Origin of the sequence: Hyphomonas sp. CACIAM 19H1, assembly GCF_003325995.1 — a bacterium.
GTDB classification, from domain to species: Bacteria; Pseudomonadota; Alphaproteobacteria; order Caulobacterales; family Hyphomonadaceae; genus Hyphomonas; species Hyphomonas polymorpha.
This window is the reverse complement of the sequence record NZ_CP016437.1, coordinates 3421081-3439455: the sequence shown is the minus strand read 5'-3', so window position 1 is coordinate 3439455 and position 18375 is coordinate 3421081. Positions and strand designations below refer to the sequence as shown.

General features: G+C 62.9%; 13 protein-coding genes. 9 read left to right on the top strand and 4 right to left on the bottom strand.

The features are described 5' to 3' along the window. Nucleotides 1-183: 183 nt before the first annotated feature. The 7 genes from bcsA to BBF93_RS15940 all read left to right on the top strand — a co-directional run bounded on the left by bcsA (nucleotide 184) and on the right by BBF93_RS15940 (nucleotide 11894). The gene (gene bcsA / locus BBF93_RS15970) at nucleotides 184-2382 is read left to right on the top strand and encodes a UDP-forming cellulose synthase catalytic subunit (RefSeq protein WP_114106571.1); all 2199 of its coding nucleotides are present in this window, start codon (nucleotides 184-186) and stop codon (nucleotides 2380-2382) included. Next, complete coding sequence (locus BBF93_RS15965) at nucleotides 2379-4553, top strand: cellulose biosynthesis cyclic di-GMP-binding regulatory protein BcsB (protein WP_114106570.1); 2175 nt, start codon at nucleotides 2379-2381, stop codon at nucleotides 4551-4553. Before bcsA ends, BBF93_RS15965 begins: the two co-directional genes overlap by 4 nt. Continuing rightward, the gene (locus BBF93_RS15960) at nucleotides 4550-7075 is read left to right on the top strand and encodes a cellulose synthase subunit BcsC-related outer membrane protein (RefSeq protein ID WP_162786602.1); all 2526 of its coding nucleotides are present in this window, start codon (nucleotides 4550-4552) and stop codon (nucleotides 7073-7075) included. Before BBF93_RS15965 ends, BBF93_RS15960 begins: the two co-directional genes overlap by 4 nt. Further along, complete coding sequence (locus tag BBF93_RS15955; RefSeq protein ID WP_114106568.1) at nucleotides 7072-8484, top strand: PAS domain-containing protein; 1413 nt, start codon at nucleotides 7072-7074, stop codon at nucleotides 8482-8484. Before BBF93_RS15960 ends, BBF93_RS15955 begins: the two co-directional genes overlap by 4 nt. 176 nt (nucleotides 8485-8660) lie before the next feature. Beyond that, nucleotides 8661-9176 carry a hypothetical protein gene (locus BBF93_RS15950; protein ID WP_035595035.1) on the top strand — a complete coding sequence of 172 codons (516 nt, stop codon included), beginning with the start codon at nucleotides 8661-8663 and terminating at the stop codon, nucleotides 9174-9176. A gap of 29 nt (nucleotides 9177-9205) precedes the next feature. After that, nucleotides 9206-10987 (top strand): PAS domain S-box protein, encoded by a 1782-nt coding sequence (locus BBF93_RS15945; RefSeq protein WP_162786601.1) that lies wholly within the window; start codon nucleotides 9206-9208, stop codon nucleotides 10985-10987. A gap of 94 nt (nucleotides 10988-11081) precedes the next feature. Then, nucleotides 11082-11894: an ATP-binding protein gene (locus BBF93_RS15940; protein WP_162786600.1), complete on the top strand. Its 813-nt coding sequence runs from the start codon at nucleotides 11082-11084 to the stop codon at nucleotides 11892-11894. Here the strand turns inward: BBF93_RS15940 and BBF93_RS15935 are convergent. From BBF93_RS15935 to efp, 3 genes are all read right to left on the bottom strand, one after another. Beyond that, nucleotides 11891-12592, bottom strand: coding sequence for a response regulator transcription factor (locus BBF93_RS15935; RefSeq protein ID WP_162786599.1), 702 nt, complete (start codon nucleotides 12590-12592; stop codon nucleotides 11891-11893). The two genes, BBF93_RS15940 and BBF93_RS15935, sit on opposite strands and share 4 nt — an antisense overlap. A 584-nt stretch (nucleotides 12593-13176) precedes the next feature. Then, nucleotides 13177-13743 (bottom strand): RNA polymerase sigma factor, encoded by a 567-nt coding sequence (locus tag BBF93_RS15930; RefSeq protein WP_114106564.1) that lies wholly within the window; start codon nucleotides 13741-13743, stop codon nucleotides 13177-13179. 411 nt (nucleotides 13744-14154) lie between these two features. Continuing rightward, a complete protein-coding gene (gene efp, locus BBF93_RS15925; protein WP_035595032.1) occupies nucleotides 14155-14727 on the bottom strand; it encodes an elongation factor P in 573 nt (190 codons plus the stop codon). 133 nt (nucleotides 14728-14860) lie between these two features. Here efp and epmA point away from each other — a divergent pair, with 133 nt between their 5' ends. Both epmA and BBF93_RS15915 read left to right on the top strand, forming a co-directional pair. Further along, the gene (gene epmA, locus BBF93_RS15920; RefSeq protein WP_114106563.1) at nucleotides 14861-15904 is read left to right on the top strand and encodes an EF-P lysine aminoacylase EpmA; all 1044 of its coding nucleotides are present in this window, start codon (nucleotides 14861-14863) and stop codon (nucleotides 15902-15904) included. After that, on the top strand, nucleotides 15901-16953 hold the full coding sequence (locus BBF93_RS15915; protein WP_114106562.1) for a lysine-2,3-aminomutase-like protein: 1053 nt from the start codon (nucleotides 15901-15903) through the stop codon (nucleotides 16951-16953). The genes epmA and BBF93_RS15915 overlap by 4 nt, the downstream gene beginning before the upstream one ends. On the opposite strand, the gene BBF93_RS19590 is transcribed toward BBF93_RS15915, so the two are convergent. Further along, nucleotides 16950-18164: a hypothetical protein gene (locus BBF93_RS19590; RefSeq protein WP_162786598.1), complete on the bottom strand. Its 1215-nt coding sequence runs from the start codon at nucleotides 18162-18164 to the stop codon at nucleotides 16950-16952. The genes BBF93_RS15915 and BBF93_RS19590 overlap by 4 nt on opposite strands. Nucleotides 18165-18375: the final 211 nt, after the last annotated feature.

Sequence of the window (18375 nt, the reverse complement as noted above, 5' to 3'; positions counted from 1 at the left end):
GCATCGTGGCTTGTCCGCGAAGGCGCAAGGGGCATTGAGGGCGCGGGTTGAGCATCACCCGCGTATACAAAATACCCTTCGAAATTAACCTACTAGTGCATTAAGAAGTCGCCAGTTTATCTGAAACTTCACGCTTGAAATGTACCGCCTGATAACTGGTTTGAATATCAGACGGACCCAGCGATGGCGTATGGCGATACATCCCGGCCATCAGGCCTGCCGGCTTCCCGGTTCGCGCCCCTGCGCACCGTAAGCGGCCTGATCGCGCTTGGCCTGATCGCAGTTATCGCTGCGGCGCCTGTACCCGATGCGGTTCAGGTCCAGCTGTGCGTGGCGACGATTGCCACCTATTTCCTGATGGGGTGGCTGCGCCCGACGGGCGGCCCTTTCCGCGTGTTCGTCGCGCTGCTCATTATCTTCACCAGCACACGCTACATGATCTGGCGTGTCACCGAGACGATGCCCACCGACTCGGCGCTGTCGATCGCCGGCGGAATATTCCTGCTGGGGGCAGAGAGCTATGGCTATGTGCTGCTTCTGCTCTCCACCTTCCTGTCCGTCGATGTTTACAAGCGCGCGCCCCGGCCTGCGCCGGTGTCGGCAAGGCGCTCGCCCACCGTCGATATTCTGGTTCCAAGCTATAATGAGCCCGATGAGCTGCTCGAGGTCACGCTGACCGCGGCGCTCAATGTGAGCTATCCAGTAGGCCGGATGAAGGTTTACCTTCTGGATGATGGCGGCACGCTCGCCAAGCGGACACAGGCCGATCCGGTGAAGGCGGCAGAGGCGGAGGCGCGGCATGAGCGGCTGAAGGCCATGTGCGACCGTCTCGGGGCGAACTATCTGACCCGCGAGAAGAACGAACACGCCAAGGCCGGAAACATCAACGCAGCCCTTAAGGAGACCAGCGGCGATCTCGTTCTGATCCTCGACGCCGACCATGTGCCGGCCGCCGACATCCTTGTGCGGACGGTGGGGTATTTTGTGGATGATCCCAAAGTCTTCCTCGTCCAGACCCCGCACTTCTTTCTCAATCCCGATCCGCTGGAGAGAAATCTCGGCACATTCCGCGAGATGCCGAGCGAGAACGAGATGTTCTACTCGGTCATCCAGAGAGGCCTGGACGGGCTGAACGCTTCCTTCTTCTGTGGGTCGGCCGCCGTGCTGCGGCGCGAGCATATCATGGAGATCGGCGGGATTCAGGGGGATACGATCACGGAAGATGCCGAAACGGCGCTTGAGCTTCACGCGCGGGGATATCGCAGCGTGTATGTTGACCGGCCGATGGTTGCGGGCCTTTCGCCGGAAACCTTCTCCGGCTTCATAACCCAGCGGATGCGCTGGACCCAGGGGATGATCCAGATCTTCCTCCTGAAAAACCCGCTGCTGAAGCGCGGGCTCTCTCTGTCTCAGCGTATCGGCTATCTCAATTCCTGCTTTTACTGGTTCTTTCCGCTCGCCCGCCTGACATTCATCCTCGCCCCGCTGCTGTATCTTCTGCTCGGCATACAGGTCTATGTCGGGGATTTCAGCGACTTCCTGATGTACGGCCTTCCGCACATTGTCGGCGCGCTGATGCTCTCCTCTATCCTCTATGGCCATACGCGGTGGGCATTTGCGTCTGAACTCTATGAAGTGGTTCAGTCCATCCATTGCAGTGGCGCGATCCTCCAGGTTCTGCGCAATCCCCGCGCGCCCAGCTTTGCGGTGACGCCAAAGGGGGAGAATCTCAGCGAGAATTTCGTCTCGCCTCTGGCGCGCCCGTTCTATGTGCTGATTGCGCTGGTCGGGCTGGGGCAGGTGGTCGGCCTGGTGCGCCTCTTCCACGATCCGGTCGGCGCCGGCGTCATCACTGTGCTGCTGCTCTGGAACACATTCCATCTGCTCCTGCTCATCTCTGCGCTGGGCGTTCTTTATGAACGGTCACAGCAGCGCGCCTTTCCGCGTTTTGAAGTCAGCCGGTCTGTTCTCCTGGGACATGGAGACACAGACATTCAGGCACAGATGTCGGATGTCTCGATCACGGGCATGGGCTGCCTTGTTCCGCCCGGTGCAGCGCATCAGTTTGCAGAGGGCGAAACCCTGACCATCGATGCCCGCGAGCTGGGAGCCAGCAACGCGTCCCTTTTGTCCCTCAAGGTGCTCTCTGTATTCGACACGCCGGAAGGCCAGAAGCTCGGCCTCAGCTTCATCATCGAAACCCGGGAGCAATGGGCCGCTATCGTGACCCTGATGTATGCGCGCAGCGAAAACTGGAAACAGTTCCGCGATGCCCGCGCCAATGCCGAACATATGGGCGCCAAGATAGCCCGCCTCATCCGCTCCAGCCTGTCGCAAGCGCTGGGCCACATTCGCGCCGTTACTCGGGAAGTACGTTCATGAAATCCCTGCTCCGCCCTGCGGTCCTCGCGGCCGCCCTGTCTGTCTGCCTCATGCCTGCCCCTGCCATTGCGCAGGAGACGGCGACCCGTGAGGCAACGCTCGATATCTACGCCCGCTACCGGGACAATCCCCAGATAACCACCGAGCGCCTAGAAAATGGCCTCTGGCGCACGCGCATTCCGCTGGCTTCCCTGCGCAGCGCGCAAGGCGCGATCCATCTTGACGGGGCCAGCGCGCGCGAATTGATCTCCTTCGCAATCGCTCCGCAGGCAGACGTAAAGGATGCGCGTGTGCTGCTGCGTCATGTCAGCGGACGCGCGCAGGAGGGGCTCAAGCCGCAATTGCGTCTCGGCATGAATGGCCAGTTCATTGGTCAGCTGGACGGGGTCACCGAAAGAGCCGCAGCGATCAACGAGATCGTACTGGATCCGGCAATGGTCCAGCATGGATACAATACGCTGAGCATCGATGCGGTCCAGCGATATACGCTTGATTGTCAGGATGCGGACGCTGCAGAGCTGTGGACCGAAGTGGACACGTCCCGCTCCTATATCGAGATCACCTACGCACGCCGCGAGCTCAACGCAACGCTAGCCGATCTCGGCGCGCTTCTCTCCGCGGGGATTGGCGGTGTGGAGGAACTCGGCATCCTGGCCGGCGCGCCGGACGCCCAGACCCTGCGTTGGGGCGCCCTTGCCTCTCAGGCGGTCGGCAACCGGCTCGGCTACCGGCTGCCGGAGATAACGATGCTCTCTGCCCTGGATGCGGGGTCGGACGGGGAAGGGCGCGATATCATTGCGATCGGCACCCCCACGCAGCTTGCCGGCCTTGCGCCTGCGGGCCTCGCAAACCTCAAGGAAAACGACTCCTGGCTTTCCATCGGCCCGTCCCCGAACGACCCGTCGCACTTCCTGATCATCGCGGCAGGGCATACGCCCGAAGCCATTGAAGGCGCGCTACGGACGCTGGCATCTGAAGGCTTCCCGCTTTCGGCGTCGCCCTCGGCCGTCATCGGCGCTTCCGAAGTTCCGGCTGCCATTATCGGCAGCAAACGCCAGCCGCTCCGGGCCGATGCAAAATATGTGTTCCGGGATCTTGGCCTGGAGGGCGCTTCGGTGCTCGGGCAGGAACGGGGCCGCGCCCAGCTCTCCTTCGCCCTGCCGGCAGATATCCGTTTCCGCGACGAGGATGAGGCGGTCCTGGCGCTGGATTTTGCCTATGGCGCGGGTCTCGATGGCCGGTCGGTTGTCAATATTCTCGTCAATGGTGCCTTTGAGCGGGCGGTGCGGCTGACAAATCCCGCCGGTGAAGTCGTGCCCGCCTATGAGGTTGCCGTTCCGGCCCGCTCCCTGCGGCCGGGCTGGAACACCATTGACTTCCAGATTGAACTCTCTTCGCCAACCGAAGGGGCCTGCGTCGCCCGCAATGCACGCAATCTCGCCTTCACCCTGAAAGGCACATCGACCGTTACTCTTCCGCCGGCGGGATATTTCGCGGAGCTGCCCAATCTCGCGCTGCTTCAGGAGACCGGCTATCCGTTTACGGGGCTGGAAGCCGCGCCGATGGAAATCCGCGCCGCCGATGCGTCTGCGGAAACCGTTGCGAGCGTTTGGACGCTGGCCGCCCGGCTTGGCCAGATAAACGGCACCGTCTTTACAGACACAAATTTCGGAATTGGTCTCGATCTTCCCGACGCCAACACGCTCCTCGTCGGCGCGCGCCCGGCGCTCGGGGGTTTCCTGCCCTTGCAGAAGCTGATGCTGCCGCAGGCGAGCGGGTTCAGCCGGGAACTCAGCCTCGTTGATCTTGGTGATAACGGCCTGCTGGTCGAGGGCGAATCGCCCAGCCACAAGGGACGTCTCGTCATGCTGGTGACAGCCGAGACAGATGCTCAGCTGCTGTCTTCTGTTCGCGCGCTGGTGCAGCCAAGCCATTGGAGCCAGATCCAGGGCGGCGCCGCCGTATGGCGCGAAAACGCCGCCACGATTGTCTCGGCTGACGCTGACGCAACGTTTACAATCGGCAACAAGGCCGCGCGCGAAGCGGCGCGCGCCTCCAGCGCCGGGTCCTCCTGGAGATGGATCGCCTCCATTGCGGCAATCCTGTTTGCCATGGCTGCAGGCCTCGCCCTGATCGCGCGCTACATGCGCAAGCGCATCAACGGAAAATGAGGCTGCTCGCCCCTCTTCTGCATGCGGCCGCTGCCGGCGCGAGCTTCCTGCTCGTGGCTGGGCAGAGCGCTCAGGCCGCGCCCGATACCGGGCGGGAAGGGGTCTTCCCGATCGGTATTCCGGTTGCGGATATTTCTGAGCCCGCTCCGGCGGAAGCGGCGCCGCCGTCAGGTCCGGCGCAGGGGGATGTTCAGTTTGTCTGGACGCTCGGCGCGCAAGGGCGCTGGCAGGAAGCCGCTGCGCGCCTGCGCGCGCTGGAACGGCATCATGCCGGGTGGCAGGCGCCAGCGGATATTCTGGCCTATGTCGCCAATGGCCAGCGCGAATACGCAGTGCGGGAAGCTCTGGCGTCGGAAGACTGGGCGCGGGTTCTGAGCCTTCTGCCAGCCCCGGCAGAAAATAGGTGCGAGCGTCCCTTCGACCTCTGGGCCCGCGCGGATGCGGTGGAAGGTCTCGGGCGTCAAGATAGCCTGCGGGATTTCTATGTCCGGGTTCTGACGACCTGCGACAATCCTGAACTCGTCGCAGCGCTCGTCTCCCGCGCTTCCGGCGCGCTGGATAGCGAGGGCTTGTCCTCCCTCGTCCGGATGCCCGCTCTGGCCGGCAGCGAGCATCCGGAAATCGCGCGCGCTTATGCAGAGCTTGTCAGGGCAGACACCTGGCTGAGATTTCAGGCCGCCCAATCCGCCGGAGATATTGAGGCAGCAGGCGCGCTTGCGGGCGGGACCGGGGATGCGCCGCTTCTGGCGCAGGCCGGGTGGATGTTCCTTGAGCCAGATCCTGCCCGCGCCGCAGCTTTCTTCCGGGATGCCCTGGCGCGGGGCGCGGAAGCCGATGCGCGGCGCGGCCTGATACTCGCCGCGCTGGCGGCGGGAGACCATGCAGGCGCCCGTAGCGCCATCGCTGAAACGCCCAGCGCGGAGGGGTTCGACGGCCTCCTGGCGCGGGTTGACCTTGATGAGGCGCGCAGGCTGCGCCAGCAGGGAAATTGGTTGCGCGCCGCAGAGTTGGCTGGCCAGGCTGCGCGGCTTGATCCTGCGCTGGCGGGCGAGGCTCAGCTGATCGCTGGCGGCGCTCTGCTCGATGCCTCCGCCAAGGCTTACGATCTGGGCGACCTCGAAACGGCAGGCGCGCTTGCCCGGAAAGCCGCTGCCTATCCGCCGGTTCAGCGGGCCGCGCAGATGCGCAGCGCCTGGGTGGACCTCCAGTCAGGTGACGCAGAACTGGCGGCCGCGACGTTCAGCCGGCTCTATCTTGCCGCGCCCGATGATGAGTCTGCTGAAGGGTTTGCCCTTGCGGCCCAGAAGGCCGGTAAGCTGGACTCAGCCGCCGCCATCGCGAGGGCCGCCGGCGGCCCGCTGGGCGCAAAGGTGCAGGCCCAATATGCCTCCGCGGCCTTCTATCAGGGTGACTATCTGACGGCCCGCGCCCTGGCGCCCGATACCTATGAAACGCTCGAGGGCGTTGATCACACGCTCTACCGGCAAACGCTTTCCCTGCGCCAGCAGGATGGCGCGCGCGGCGAAAACAGAATGACGGGCTATGCGTCCACCACCTCCATGGAAGTCGTGCGCGGCGTAAGCCGCTATGAGGCAGGCGTCACGCTCTACAAGATTGATACCGGCGCCGATGCCGGCGCCGGCCGCGAGAATTTTGCGGCCCCCTATCTTGGCTGGAGCCGGGAAGGCGAAACGAGCCTCGCCGCGCGGATTGGCCTTTTGCCCGTAGGGGGCGGCGCTGATCCCACGCTCACCGGAGAAGCCGCCGCAACACGGCGCTTCGGGGCACATATGGGGGAGGCCCGCGTATTTGTCCGCCCAAGGACAGACAGCCTGCTCGCCTTTGCGGGGGGGGACGCCGCCTCTGGCGGGCAATCTGGCCGCGTTGTCGAGGCCGGCGCGCTTGTGCGTGGCAGGTTTGATGCCGGCGGCGGGCGCGCGGTGCAGGCAGATATCTCTGCCGCTCATCTGGAAGGGCGCGCCACCGTCAGCAACTCCATGATATCGGCAGGGCTTTCCGCGTCTCAGTCGATTGTCAAAGACGGGTTTGATTATCTGGTGACAGGCCCGTTCTATCAGTACCAGTCCTATGACCGGAACACGAACTTCTTCAGCGCCGGCCATGGCGGCTATTTCAGCCCGCAGCAGTTCCACCGGGCTGGCTGGTCGGTCAACGCGCGCACACAGCCCCTGAAAGACTGGATGCTCAAACTGGACGGCGCTGTCGCATTCGAATCCGTGCGTGAGGATACCGCCCCGCAATATCCCCTGCTTGCAGACCAGGGCATCCAGATCGGTGGCGGGAAAAGCTCGGGCGTTGCCGGCTCTCTCGATGTTGCCCTGGCGCGCAGGCTGGGCCGGGAAGTCATCGTGTCGGCAAATCTTTCCGCCACCGCCTCCAAGGCGTTTGAAGACCTGCGCGCAGGCATCGGTCTTGTCTGGGTGCCAGGCGGCCGCGCGGCGCTTGTCCCTTCAGACCTCGCAACTGATCCTTTCTCCCCCGGCTCCTGGATTCGCCCATGACCCCTGACATGACCTCACCCCCGGCAGGCCGAAAGCATAACGACCCTGTATTGGCGCGCGCGCTTCAGGGCATCGCTCTTTGCGGCGTCATTCTCGGCCTGATCCTCTATGTCTGGATTGCCGTTCAAAATGAAACCGGTGCCAGCCAGCGCAGGCTGGCAGATGCCGCCGCCGCCGGGCAGGTGGCTGCCGACGCCGAAATGGCGCGGATTGAGGCGGCTGCGGAGAGGACTGCGCCGCTGATTGCAGATGCCATGGGCGCGGATGTCTCCGCAGAGGACCTCCGCAAGGCGCAGGCCCAGGTTACAGACATGCTTTCGTCCACGCCGGTGCTGGCCGTTGCGGTGCTGGACGGCAAAGGCGGCGTGTTATCCGTATTCGGACCTATGCCGACGGATGCTGTGGGGGGCCTTGCGCCCCTGTCTTCCAGCCAGCGCGCCGGGCAGGAACTCCTGGGCCTGGACCTTGTGCCTGTGTCCCGGCTCCGCGCAGGCTTTTATCGTGAAGCCGAGCTTACCGGTGGCGGGCGGCTGCCGATGATTTTTGTGCTGCGTTCGGGCGCTTTCGGCGCGGCGCTGGATGCAGGTGCCTCGGCAGGCAGCGGCGGGCGCGCGGCGCTTTTCAACCTGGATGGAAAGGTCGTGCGCTCCAGTTCCGCGCCCGGCCGCGCCTTTACGCCGGCGGACGCGGCCCTCGCTGGCGCGGCGCTGGGCTGGCAACCCCTGCACAAGGATCAGGTTTCTGCGCCCGGCCGCCTGTCGGGCAGCACGGACGGCGCCTTCCTGGAAGCCCGCAGCGTGGCGGGTGGCCGGCTGCACATCGCATACCTTGGGGATGAGCCCTCGGTGCTGACCATTGTTGCTGCCCGCAAAACAGAATTCCTGGCGCTGTTCGGCGTCTCCATGCTCGCCCTCGTATTGGCGCTTTCCCTCATCCAGAATGAATGGCGCCGCGATGATGCGGAGAATGAGGACGCCTTCCTGGTTTTGGCCCAGGCAAGGGCAAGCTGCGATCTGCTGGATGCGGGGGTCATCGACTGGTCGCTCCGCGATGGCCGCATCGTCTATTCCGAAGGCTGGGCGGAGATGTTTGCCCGCGGCGTGAAGCCGGCCTCCGAAGAAGCGCATGACTGGATATCGCGCATTCACCCGCAGGATCAGGATGCGGCGCGGGAAACCTATCAGTCCATGCTCGATGGCAGGGTAAACGACATTGAACACCGCATCCGCATAAGGCTGCCTTCCGGCTTGTGGGTGCAGGTTCTCGAGCGGGGGCGGGCGGTGAGCGGCCTGGACGGGAAACCCGCGCGGATCGTGCTGGTTCAAACGCCGCAAGCGGCCGATGGCGCGGCCCTGAAAGAGACATTGAACGGGCTGGTCCAGTCAAAAGACTACGCTCTGGCAGGATAAGGGGGCCGGGGGAGCGGCAAGCGCCCCAAAAGATTGCCCAACTCTCTTTGCCTGCTGCAAGGTTACCTGATCGCCGGGCCGGGTTGAACCTTTTAGACTATTTGGAAACCCGGTTGTAGCATTTGGTATGTTTTGGTGGCGTCATGGAAAAGCGTGCAAAATTCCAAAGGCCCGAGATGCCAGACGAATATGTCGACCTTGAGTACGACCTGCACCGCGTCGAGGCGAGCCGTGGTGTCCTTGAAATGGCTGTGCGCCAGCTGCGCGCATTCGCCCTGTGCATTACTGCCAACAGGACGGAGGCGGACGAACTCGTCGAGGACACCCTGATGCTCTTCCTCGCGGAAGACCGGATCCTGCGAGAGTGCGACCGCTGTTTCGCTGAGCTTCTGGAAGTTTTCCGCCGGGTGCACTCCCGCGCCGCGCTGATGCCGGCTTCCCGCCCTGCGCCGGAACACCTGTATGCCGGCTATATGCAGCTTGCCTTGCCCGAGCGCGAGCTGGCCGCCCTCGTGATGGGCGGCGGAATAAGCGTCTCCACCGCAGCGGGCCTGCTGGGTATCTCCCCGGCACAGGCAGAGTGTATCCATGACGCCATCCGGTGTAAGCTCGGCGGCGCGAGTCTGCCGGAATGGCCCTTCATCGCCGGGGCAAGCGAATATTCCGGGAGCGGGACAGACGGTACCGGCTGACGCGCCTGCGCGCGCATAGGGGGAGCGAAGTGGCAGCGGAAGATGCCTTCTTTCGGGACCATCCCGATGCGATGCTGATAGCTGACCCGGCAGATCATCGCATTCTGGCGGTAAATCCTGCAGCGGAAACCGTTTACGGATGGACCGGGCGCGAACTCTGCGAGATGCGGCTCGAAGACCTCGAGGCGCGAGATCCGGAATCGCCCGCGACATCAGGCGATCAGCAAGTTTCAGCGGTCCGCACACACCGGCGCAAGGACCAGACCCTGTTCAGGGCCCGCATCCGGCAACGTGCCTTCCAATATGCCGGCCGCCCCGCCTTGCTCATCGTGCTGGAAGATCTCCAGGCGCTCTTTGCCTTACTGGAGGGGGCTGAGGGATCGCCCCTGGCCGCGCTCAATCGCGCGCAGGAACAGGAAGCCAATCTCAAGGTTGCCCAGCAGCTGCTGAAGATCGGCTTCTGGAAATACGACATATCGAACCGGAAACTCGTCTGGTCTCCCAGTGTTTATGAGATGGCCGGCATCACGCCTGAAGACTTTGACGGTTCGCTGGAAAAATATGTCGAGATACTCTTTTCCGATGACCGGGAGCAGGCCGCGTTATCCGTTCAGACGCTCAATGATCCTGATGTGAAGTTCCACGAGTTCGAGCGCCGCATCACCCGCAAGGACGGCAGCACGATCCATGTGAAGGGGATCGGCGTACGCACACAGACGGTTTCAGGAGATGTGGTTACCGGCGTTGTCCAGGATGTGACCGCCGAGCGGAACCGGCAGTCTGATCTGCGGCTGCTGGGCGCCTCCGTGGAGCGGCTCAATGATATCGTGGTTATCCTGCGCGTTGATCCGTCCGTTCCGGGAACAGATGCGCCGATTGTCTACATCAATGCCGCATTTGAGCGGATCACGGGCTATGCCCGGAGCCAGGTCGTCGGGCGGCCATTATCCTTCATCCTCTCCCGCGCCGAGCCGAAGATTGATCCCCGCGCGCTCGAGACCGCCATGAGCGCGGGCCGCTCGCTGCGGGTTGAGGTGTCCGGCCCTATCCATCCGGGCCGGCAGATTACCTGGGATGTCGAGTTTCTGCCCGTTGCCGATGCCTACGGAAAATACTCGCACTGGGCAGCTGTGGCGCGGGACATCACCGACCGCCGGGCCGCCGAGCGGCGCGCCGCCATCAACGAAGACCGGTTCCAGTTCGTCAGCCGCTCGACGGCCGATGTGGTGTGGGAATGGGATATCACTTCGAGTGCCTTCATATGGAGCGAGGCCTTCGACAAGATCGCGGGCGCGCCCGGCGCGTATCAGGAAACCGGCTTTGGCTCCTGGAGCCGGCGCGTGCATCCTGAAGACTGCGGCCGGGTGGTTACCAGCCTGATGGATGCTGCCGCCTCTCCGGATGCTGAAAGCTGGTCGGAAGAATACAGGTTTATCGGGGATGATGGCGGCGAGCGTGTCATTCTGGACCGGGGCTTCATCGTGCGGGACGAGGTGGGCAATGCGGCCCGCATGGTTGGTACAATGATCGATCTTACGGAGCGCCGTGCCAGCGAGCAGAGGTCGCGCGATTCCGAACGTCTGGAAGCGATCGGCCAGCTGACGGGGGGAGTGGCGCACGATTTCAACAATCTGCTCACGGTAATCCTTGGAAACAGCGATGTTCTCAGGGACAAGCTGGAGGATCCCGCCCAGCGCAGGATGGCGGACCTGATCCACCTGGCGGCAACCCGGGGGGGCCGATCTCACCAAACGGCTTCTGGCCTTTGCGCGCCGCCAGCCTCTGAAGCCCCAGAGAACCTGCCTCAATGAAAGGACCGGGTCGGTCCATGCTTTGCTCCGCGGCGCCCTCGACGCGCGCATCCGGATACGGCATTCCCCGGCGCCCGGTCTCTGGAGTGTTCAGGTGGATCCGGGGCAGTTCGATGTGGCCCTTCTCAATCTCGCCTTCAACGCGCGCGATGCCATGCCATCAGGCGGTACGCTGACGATTGAAACAGAGAACATCAAGGTACGCGGGCGATCGGGATCAACGCGGGAAGGCGTGCCGCCCGGAGACTATGTCTGTGTTACTGTTTCCGATACCGGCGCAGGCATGGAAGAGGAAGCTCAGCGGCGCGCCTTCGAGCCCTTCTTCACGACCAAAGCTGCGGGGAAGGGCAGCGGGCTTGGTCTCAGCATGGTCTACGGTTTTGCCCGCCAGTCGGACGGTCATATCCTGATCAGCTCTTCTCTGGGCGAGGGCACTTCGGTCAAACTGTTCTTCCCAAGGGCTGCGAAAGATGGCGGGGCAACTTTCTTCTCCCCGCAGGATGTCGCCCAGCCGGACTTGTCCAGAACAGGAAATGTGCTGATCGTCGAGGATGACCCCCTGGTGCGCGAGCATTCCGCCCAGAATTTTCATGCGCTTGGCTATACGGTATCTCTGGCGGCATCCGCTGAAGAGGCGCTGGTCATGCTTGAGGCAGATCCCGGCATATTCATGCTGTTCACGGATGTTGTTCTTGGTGCCGGGATGAATGGTCTGGAGCTGGCCCTGGAGGCCCGCCGCCGCCGTCCGGGTCTCAAAGTGCTCTACACATCCGGATATGTTCCAGGAGAGATCGGCTTCAATGGCGCGTTGGTGCCGGACGCCGAGATGTTGCGCAAACCCTATGAGCGCCACGAACTCATCCGGAAGCTTTCAGATGTGCAGAGAGGGGGCGCGCCGGGCGGCTAGAGGGCTCCCGCCGCCAGCCGGTATCCTATCCCGCGGGCGGTCTGCAGGAAGCTGCCAGAGCCCTTTTCCAGCTCATCAAGCTTCTGCCGAAGGCGGCTGATATAGGTCTCCAGAACTTTCTCTCCTTCCCTGTAAGGCCGGCCAAAAGCCTGATGGTAAAGGTCGTTCCGGAGAACGGGCCTGCCGCCGGCAGCGATCAGGGCTTCAATCAGCCTGGCTTCGGCATGGGTAAGCTCCGTGAACTGCAGGCCGTGCCGGAAACCTCGTTCCTTTGGCAGATAGTTCACCTCGCCAATGGCAATGGTATCTGGCAACTCAGCCGCAGGCTGGCCTTTAGCGCGTTTCGTCAGGCGGCTCACGCGCGCGTGCAGCTCCTTCGCGCTGGCTGGTTTGAGAACATAGTCATCAATGCCGCGATTGATCAGGTCGGCCCGAAACTCCGTGTCCCCCCATCCTGACAGCATGAGGATGGGCACATCGCTGATCCTGCGGATTTCGGTCAGGATCTGCGATCCCGAAGCATCCGGCAGCTGAAGATCAAGGATCACACAGTCCACATCGGCAAAGCCCGGCGCATAAAGAAGGGTCTTGAGCGCTTCGAAGGACTCAAACGTGTCAAACTGGTCGGCGGGGTCGGGCCAACTCAGGGTGATGGTTTCCAGCACCATCGGGTCATCATCTATCAGCACTACACGCATTGCCAGCTCCGGCTGCGGCAGGGACAGCTCTCTCCTGCTGTCCATGATCGGGAGAAGAGTTATTCATCTCTGAATTTACAGAACCATAACACGGGTCCACGGAATAAAATGGATCGGGCCGCAGCCGGGGCAAGCGTCGCCTCTCCGCCCCGGAAATATGCACAAGGCGGTTATCCATACTTCGTGCGGCCGGCCCGGTTTTAAGCGCTTTGCGGCGCGCTTTCCCGCCCGGTCCGTTAACATTGAGAACTACCCTGTTGAGATTTTTTTGTGTCCTTGAATGGAACCAGATTGCGGGAAGCGCGTACTGAAAGGGATACCGGAAGGACGCGCTGCGACGCTAGTCCCCCCAAGCCGCATACTGCGCAGTCTTTCCGGTATCCCACGCCGCCCGACCTGGATCCCATCCCAGTCGAGGTCGGCGAGGTCCGGTGCATGGCTGTCATGGGCATGCGTATGCCGGATCATCGTCCGTGCAGAAGCATGGGCGCTGCCTGCGGAACCTGACAATCCCGTCGCCGCGAAACTCCGGGCTGATCCAGAAAGGAATGGCCCGGAGTTTTCCGGCGCATTATTGTATCCATTCAGGCGGCTTGTCCGGGCTCGAAAGGGGCGGATTCGTCATATCCGCTTTTCGAATGGGGGGTGTCCATGAGGCTCGCCAGGGCTTCCCGTCCGCGGCTGACGCGGCTTTTGACCGTCCCTTCGCTGCAGCCGAGAATATGTCCGGCTTCCTCATAGCTGAAGCCCACGGCGAGCACGGCCACGAGAGCCTCGCGCTGCTTGTCGGGCAGGTGCAGCAAAGCCTCCTGCATCACCTGGAAATCGCTGGCCCATTCCTGATTATCCGCCGCGATAAGGAATTTTTCGGCATCTGACGGGTCCAGCGATGAAGACCGCCAGGCCCGGCGCCAGTGCTGCACATAGGCATTCCGGATGATCCGGAACAGCCAGGGTTTCATCGGGGCGCCGGCGATGAACCGGTCGCGGGCCGCCCAGGCTTTCAGGCACGCTTCCTGAACCATGTCATCGGCCAGATCATCATTGCGGCAGAGTTTCCGTGCGAAAACCCGCATATGCGGAACCATCGCCTCCAGCTGGTGGACGAAGCTCTCACCTGCAGGATCTGCAGCATGTTCAGGGAGGAGCATGGCTGTTGTTCCATTTGCGGATTGGCTCTGTGCTGGCAAGGGGCAGGTCAAGACCAGATCCTTTCGCAATAGCGGTGGCGGAACTGCCCGCAGTGAAGCAATGCGAGAAACGCCATCGGTTTTTGGTGCGAAATCTATCTTGTCTTGCGATCAGGGCCGCATTTCGTGCTCTTTGGAGCAACTGAGAAAAGTATTGATCCCAACAGTTAACGAATGATTTCCACGGGCCCCGAGCGCGCCCGAATGGGAAAGCCATTCAAAAACAACGGTCTATGTATTTTGGGCAAAAAAAGGCCGGTGCGGGGTACCGCACCGGCTCAGGGTACAAGATAGATGGCATAGCAAAAGTTGCTACAACTCTACTACGCGCGTTCCCGGAATCGGGTTCCAGATTATTTCATTGATAAAAGTTTAGTCCTTGGCGCGCTCGAGATAGCTGCCATCTTCGGTGTTGACGACCACACGGGTTCCCACGCCCACATGCGGGGGCACCATGATGCGGATGCCATTGTCGAGGATCGCCGGCTTGTACGAGCCCGAGGCCGTCTGGCCTTTGACCACCGGTTCGGTTTCCACGATTTCTGCGGTAATGCGCTGGGGCAGGGTGATCGACACTGCTTCCCCGTTGAACATCTGCAGGCTGACAGCCATGTTTTCCTGCAGATAGGCGGCGCTATCGCCCACCATTCCGCCGGGCACGACGACCTGTTCGTAATTGCTCGAGTTCATGAAGACGTAATTGTCGCCTTCCGGATAGAGATAGGTGTGCTCCACCTCCTCAACGAAAGCCTTTTCCAGCTTGTCCGAGGTCTTGAAAGTATTGACAACTTTGATGCCGTCAGAGATGCGGCGCATCTCGATGGTGGTCGTCGGCGTGCCTTTGCCGGGGCGGAAGGACTCCGCTTTGAGGACAACATAAAGTTGGCCGTCGGTATACTCGATGATGTTGCCTCTGCGGATATCCGCTGCGATTTCAACGGCCATGGGGTGTTCCTGAGTTGCGAGAGCGAAAGGGCCGCTATATACCGCCTCCGCGCCATTTGGCCAGCCGAATGCTGTCGCTTTTCATTTCGGCCCGGCAGTTTACGGCAGACTTTTGACCCCAGGAACAGGCCTTATGGAAGCTTCTGCGTGGTGGAGTCCTGAGCAGCATGCCCGCCGCCGCCGCCATCTTCTGGCCCGCGGGCGGATCAAGTCTGCCCTGCGAAGCTGGTTTGAGGCGCAGGACTTTCTGGAGACAGAATGCGGCGCGCTGGTCGCTTCCCCCGGAAATGAGGCCCATCTGCACGCCTTCCAGACGCAATACGTGACAGAAGGCGGACAAATCCGGACACTTTACCTCCACACCTCGCCAGAATTTGCGATGAAGAAGCTGCTGGCGGCGGGTGAGACGCGCCTCTTCGATTTCGCCCGCGCCTACCGCAACCGGGAAGAGGGCGTCCGGCATGCGCCCGAATTCACGATGCTGGAATGGTACCGGGCAGGGGCGGTTCTGGCCGATGTCATGAACGACTGCGCCGTCATCGCCAGAGCGGCCGCCGAGGCGGCGGGTACGTCTCAGCTCGTCTGGAAGGGAAAGACCTGCGACCCCTTCGCCGAGCCCGAATGGCTGACCCTTGCCGAGGCGTTTGATCACTATGCGGGGATCGACCTTACCCTTCATCTGGAAGACGCCGCTGCGTTCCGGCGCGCTGCGCTCTATGCCGGCATCGGTGTGCCGGAAGGGGCGACCTGGACAGATGTGTTCTCGGCCATCCTCGTTACCAAGATCGAGCCGCATCTGGGCATGGGGCGGCTGACCTTCCTTCACCGCTACCCGCTCAGCGAGGCGGCCCTGTCGCGGCCAGCGCCGGATGATCCGCGCTTTGCCGAACGGTTTGAGCTCTATGCCTGCGGCGTCGAACTCGCCAATGGCTATCGCGAGCTCACTGATGCCGGCCAGCTGGTCATCCGCCAGCAGGCCGAAATGGATCTCAAGGAAGCGGTGTATGGCGAGCGCTATCCTCTGGACCCGGATTTTATCGCAGCCGTTGCCGCCATGCCGGAGGCAAGCGGCGTTGCCCTCGGGTTTGACCGGCTGGTGATGCTGGCAAGCGGGGCGGGCGCCATCCAGGATGTGCTCTGGACGCCGCCCGCTCTGGAACAGGCGCCCCGCCCATGAAACCGGTCACCCTCCGCAGCCCGGATGACCTTCTCTCGGCGGGTCTCATTGCGGCCGATGAGGTGGAGGTCCTTTCCCGCGTGGCGGCGCAATATGTGATTGCCCTGCCGGCGCCGCTGGCTGCGCTGATCGGCCGGAATGATCCGGACGATCCGGTCCGCCGGCAATATGTTCCGTCCGGGGAAGAACTGAACGCCCTGCCGGGCGAAACCGAAGACCCCATCGGCGACGCGGCCCACAGCCCGGTGCCGGGGATCGTGCATCGCTATCCTGACCGGGCGCTGCTGAAGATCACCTCGACCTGTCCGGTCTATTGCCGGTTCTGTTTCCGGCGTGAGCGTGTGGGGCCGGAAAAGGGTGCCCCGCTGGGCAAGGCCGAACTTGACGCAGCCCTGGCCTATATTGCCGGGCGGCCGGAAATATTTGAGGTCATCCTCACCGGGGGTGACCCCATGGTTCTGTCAGCGGCGCGCGCGGGCGAGATCACGCGCCGCCTCGAAGCGATTGAGCATGTCAGGCTTATCCGCTGGCACACCCGCGTGCCTGTAACCACGCCGGAGCGGATCACACCGGAGTTCGTCGAGGCGATCCGGGGGCGGAGCAAGGCCATCTTCGTGGCCGTTCACGCCAATCATGCGCGGGAATTTACCCCCGAGGCGGTCGCTGCCATCCGCCGCCTTGCGCAGGCGGGCATTTCACTTGTGTCCCAGTCCGTGCTGCTGCGCGGAGTGAATGACAGTTTCGAGGCGCTGGCAGACCTGATGCGCGCTTTCCTCAGTGCAGGGATCAAGCCCTACTATCTGCATCAGCTGGATGCTGCGCCCGGCACATCGCATTTCCGGGTGCCGGTGGAAGAAGGGCAGGCGCTGGTGCGCCGCCTGCGCGATGAGCTCACAGGGCTCGCCACCCCTCATTATGTGGCCGATATTCCCGGCGGCGTCTCCAAGGCCGTCATGAACCTGCCGGACATCGAGCGCCGCGGTGATGAGTTTCGCCTTCGCGGCAGGGATGAGGCTTTCCACCCCCTGCCGGGTGCGCAGAGGGACTAGTCTTCAGCCTTCTGCCGGCCCCCCGCCAGCAGAAGAAGCGCCACAAAGCCAATCGATGTTGCCTGGCTGGAGAAGAGTTCCAGCAGCGCCGCAAACAGCCAGCTTGGCAGGGAAGCGCGCTGCTCCGCCTGCAGCAGGATATTGCCGGAGCCCTGGCCGAGGAGTTCGGCATTGGCCGCCTCGATCCGCGCGGTAAGCTCGTCCCGGCGCTTGGCGAGGCCCAGTTCATTCTGCGCGTCCCGGTAGGGCTTCTGATCGGTGCGCCCCACGCGCTCGACTTCCGAAATATAGGCTTCCAGCCCTTCAACCGACCGGGTTTCCGGCGGAATGCCCTCCAGCTGGCGGCGCCAGTCGGCAATCTGGGATTCCAGAACCGCGCGGTTGGAACTGGCCGTCTCCACCGCTGCTGCCGAGGCTTCGGCATTGCCGCGGATGTAGATCTCGGTGCCCAGAATGGAGGCGCCGGCGCCAACGGCGGCAAAGATCATCGCGCGGGCAGCTTCCTTGAAGCGGCGATTGGCCCCGTGCCAGTAGACGAAGGTGAAGCCGCCAAAGGAGATGATCGCGGCGATCACCCCCGCCCAACCCCAGATGCGCCCCTGCATCGGGTCGGCCACGGTCGAGGAGAAGGCCTGATAATTGGCAAAGCCCGACAGGCCGGCCGCGGCGAGCCCTGCCAGCAGGAAGATCAGGGCGAGGGCGCCAATGATGACCCGCTCACTGCGCCCCCGGCGCTTCTCGGCCTGCTGCGCCTTCAGCGCGGCAAGGCGTTCCGCCCGCTCCGCCTGGACCTCTTCGGGCGCCGGCAGCTTCTGCTCGGGTTTGAGCTGCAGCACCTTGGCTTCAGTCTTCAGAACCGGATTGGCCGCGCGAGTGACTTCGGTAAACTCCGCATCAATCGGGCCTGCAGGAGAGGCAGGCGCAGGGCGTTCCGGAAGCGTTTCCCCCCGGAGCGCGGGCAGAAGATGGCTCGCCCGGATGGCTTCAAGCTGTTTTACCAGGTCGCGCAGAGGGCCGCTCTCTCCGGTGCCGGCGCAGCGATAGGTGTGGCGCTGCCAGTTCAGGATGAGGTTATTGTCGCCCGAGGCTACACATTCCTCATGCAGGGGGCAGGGCAGGCGCGCTTCAGACGTGTCCTGGCTGACCTCGTCTTCCAGGCCCAGCAATTCGGCCACCCGCTGCAATTCCTTCAGATGGCGCTCATCAGCCATGTCAGCCCCTTATCCCGTCCCGTCCACGCATAGCGGATCGGCCCCCGCGCCGTCACCTGCCTTGCGGCGCCGCGATCACACTCGCGTAAGGAACGCAGTTGAGACGCAATTACAACTTTAACCGCAGCCCGAGACGTCTTAATCCTGTCTTAAGGCAGCCAAAGCGAGATTGCCGTACCTATATGGGGGACTGCCGCGCCAGATCTGGCCG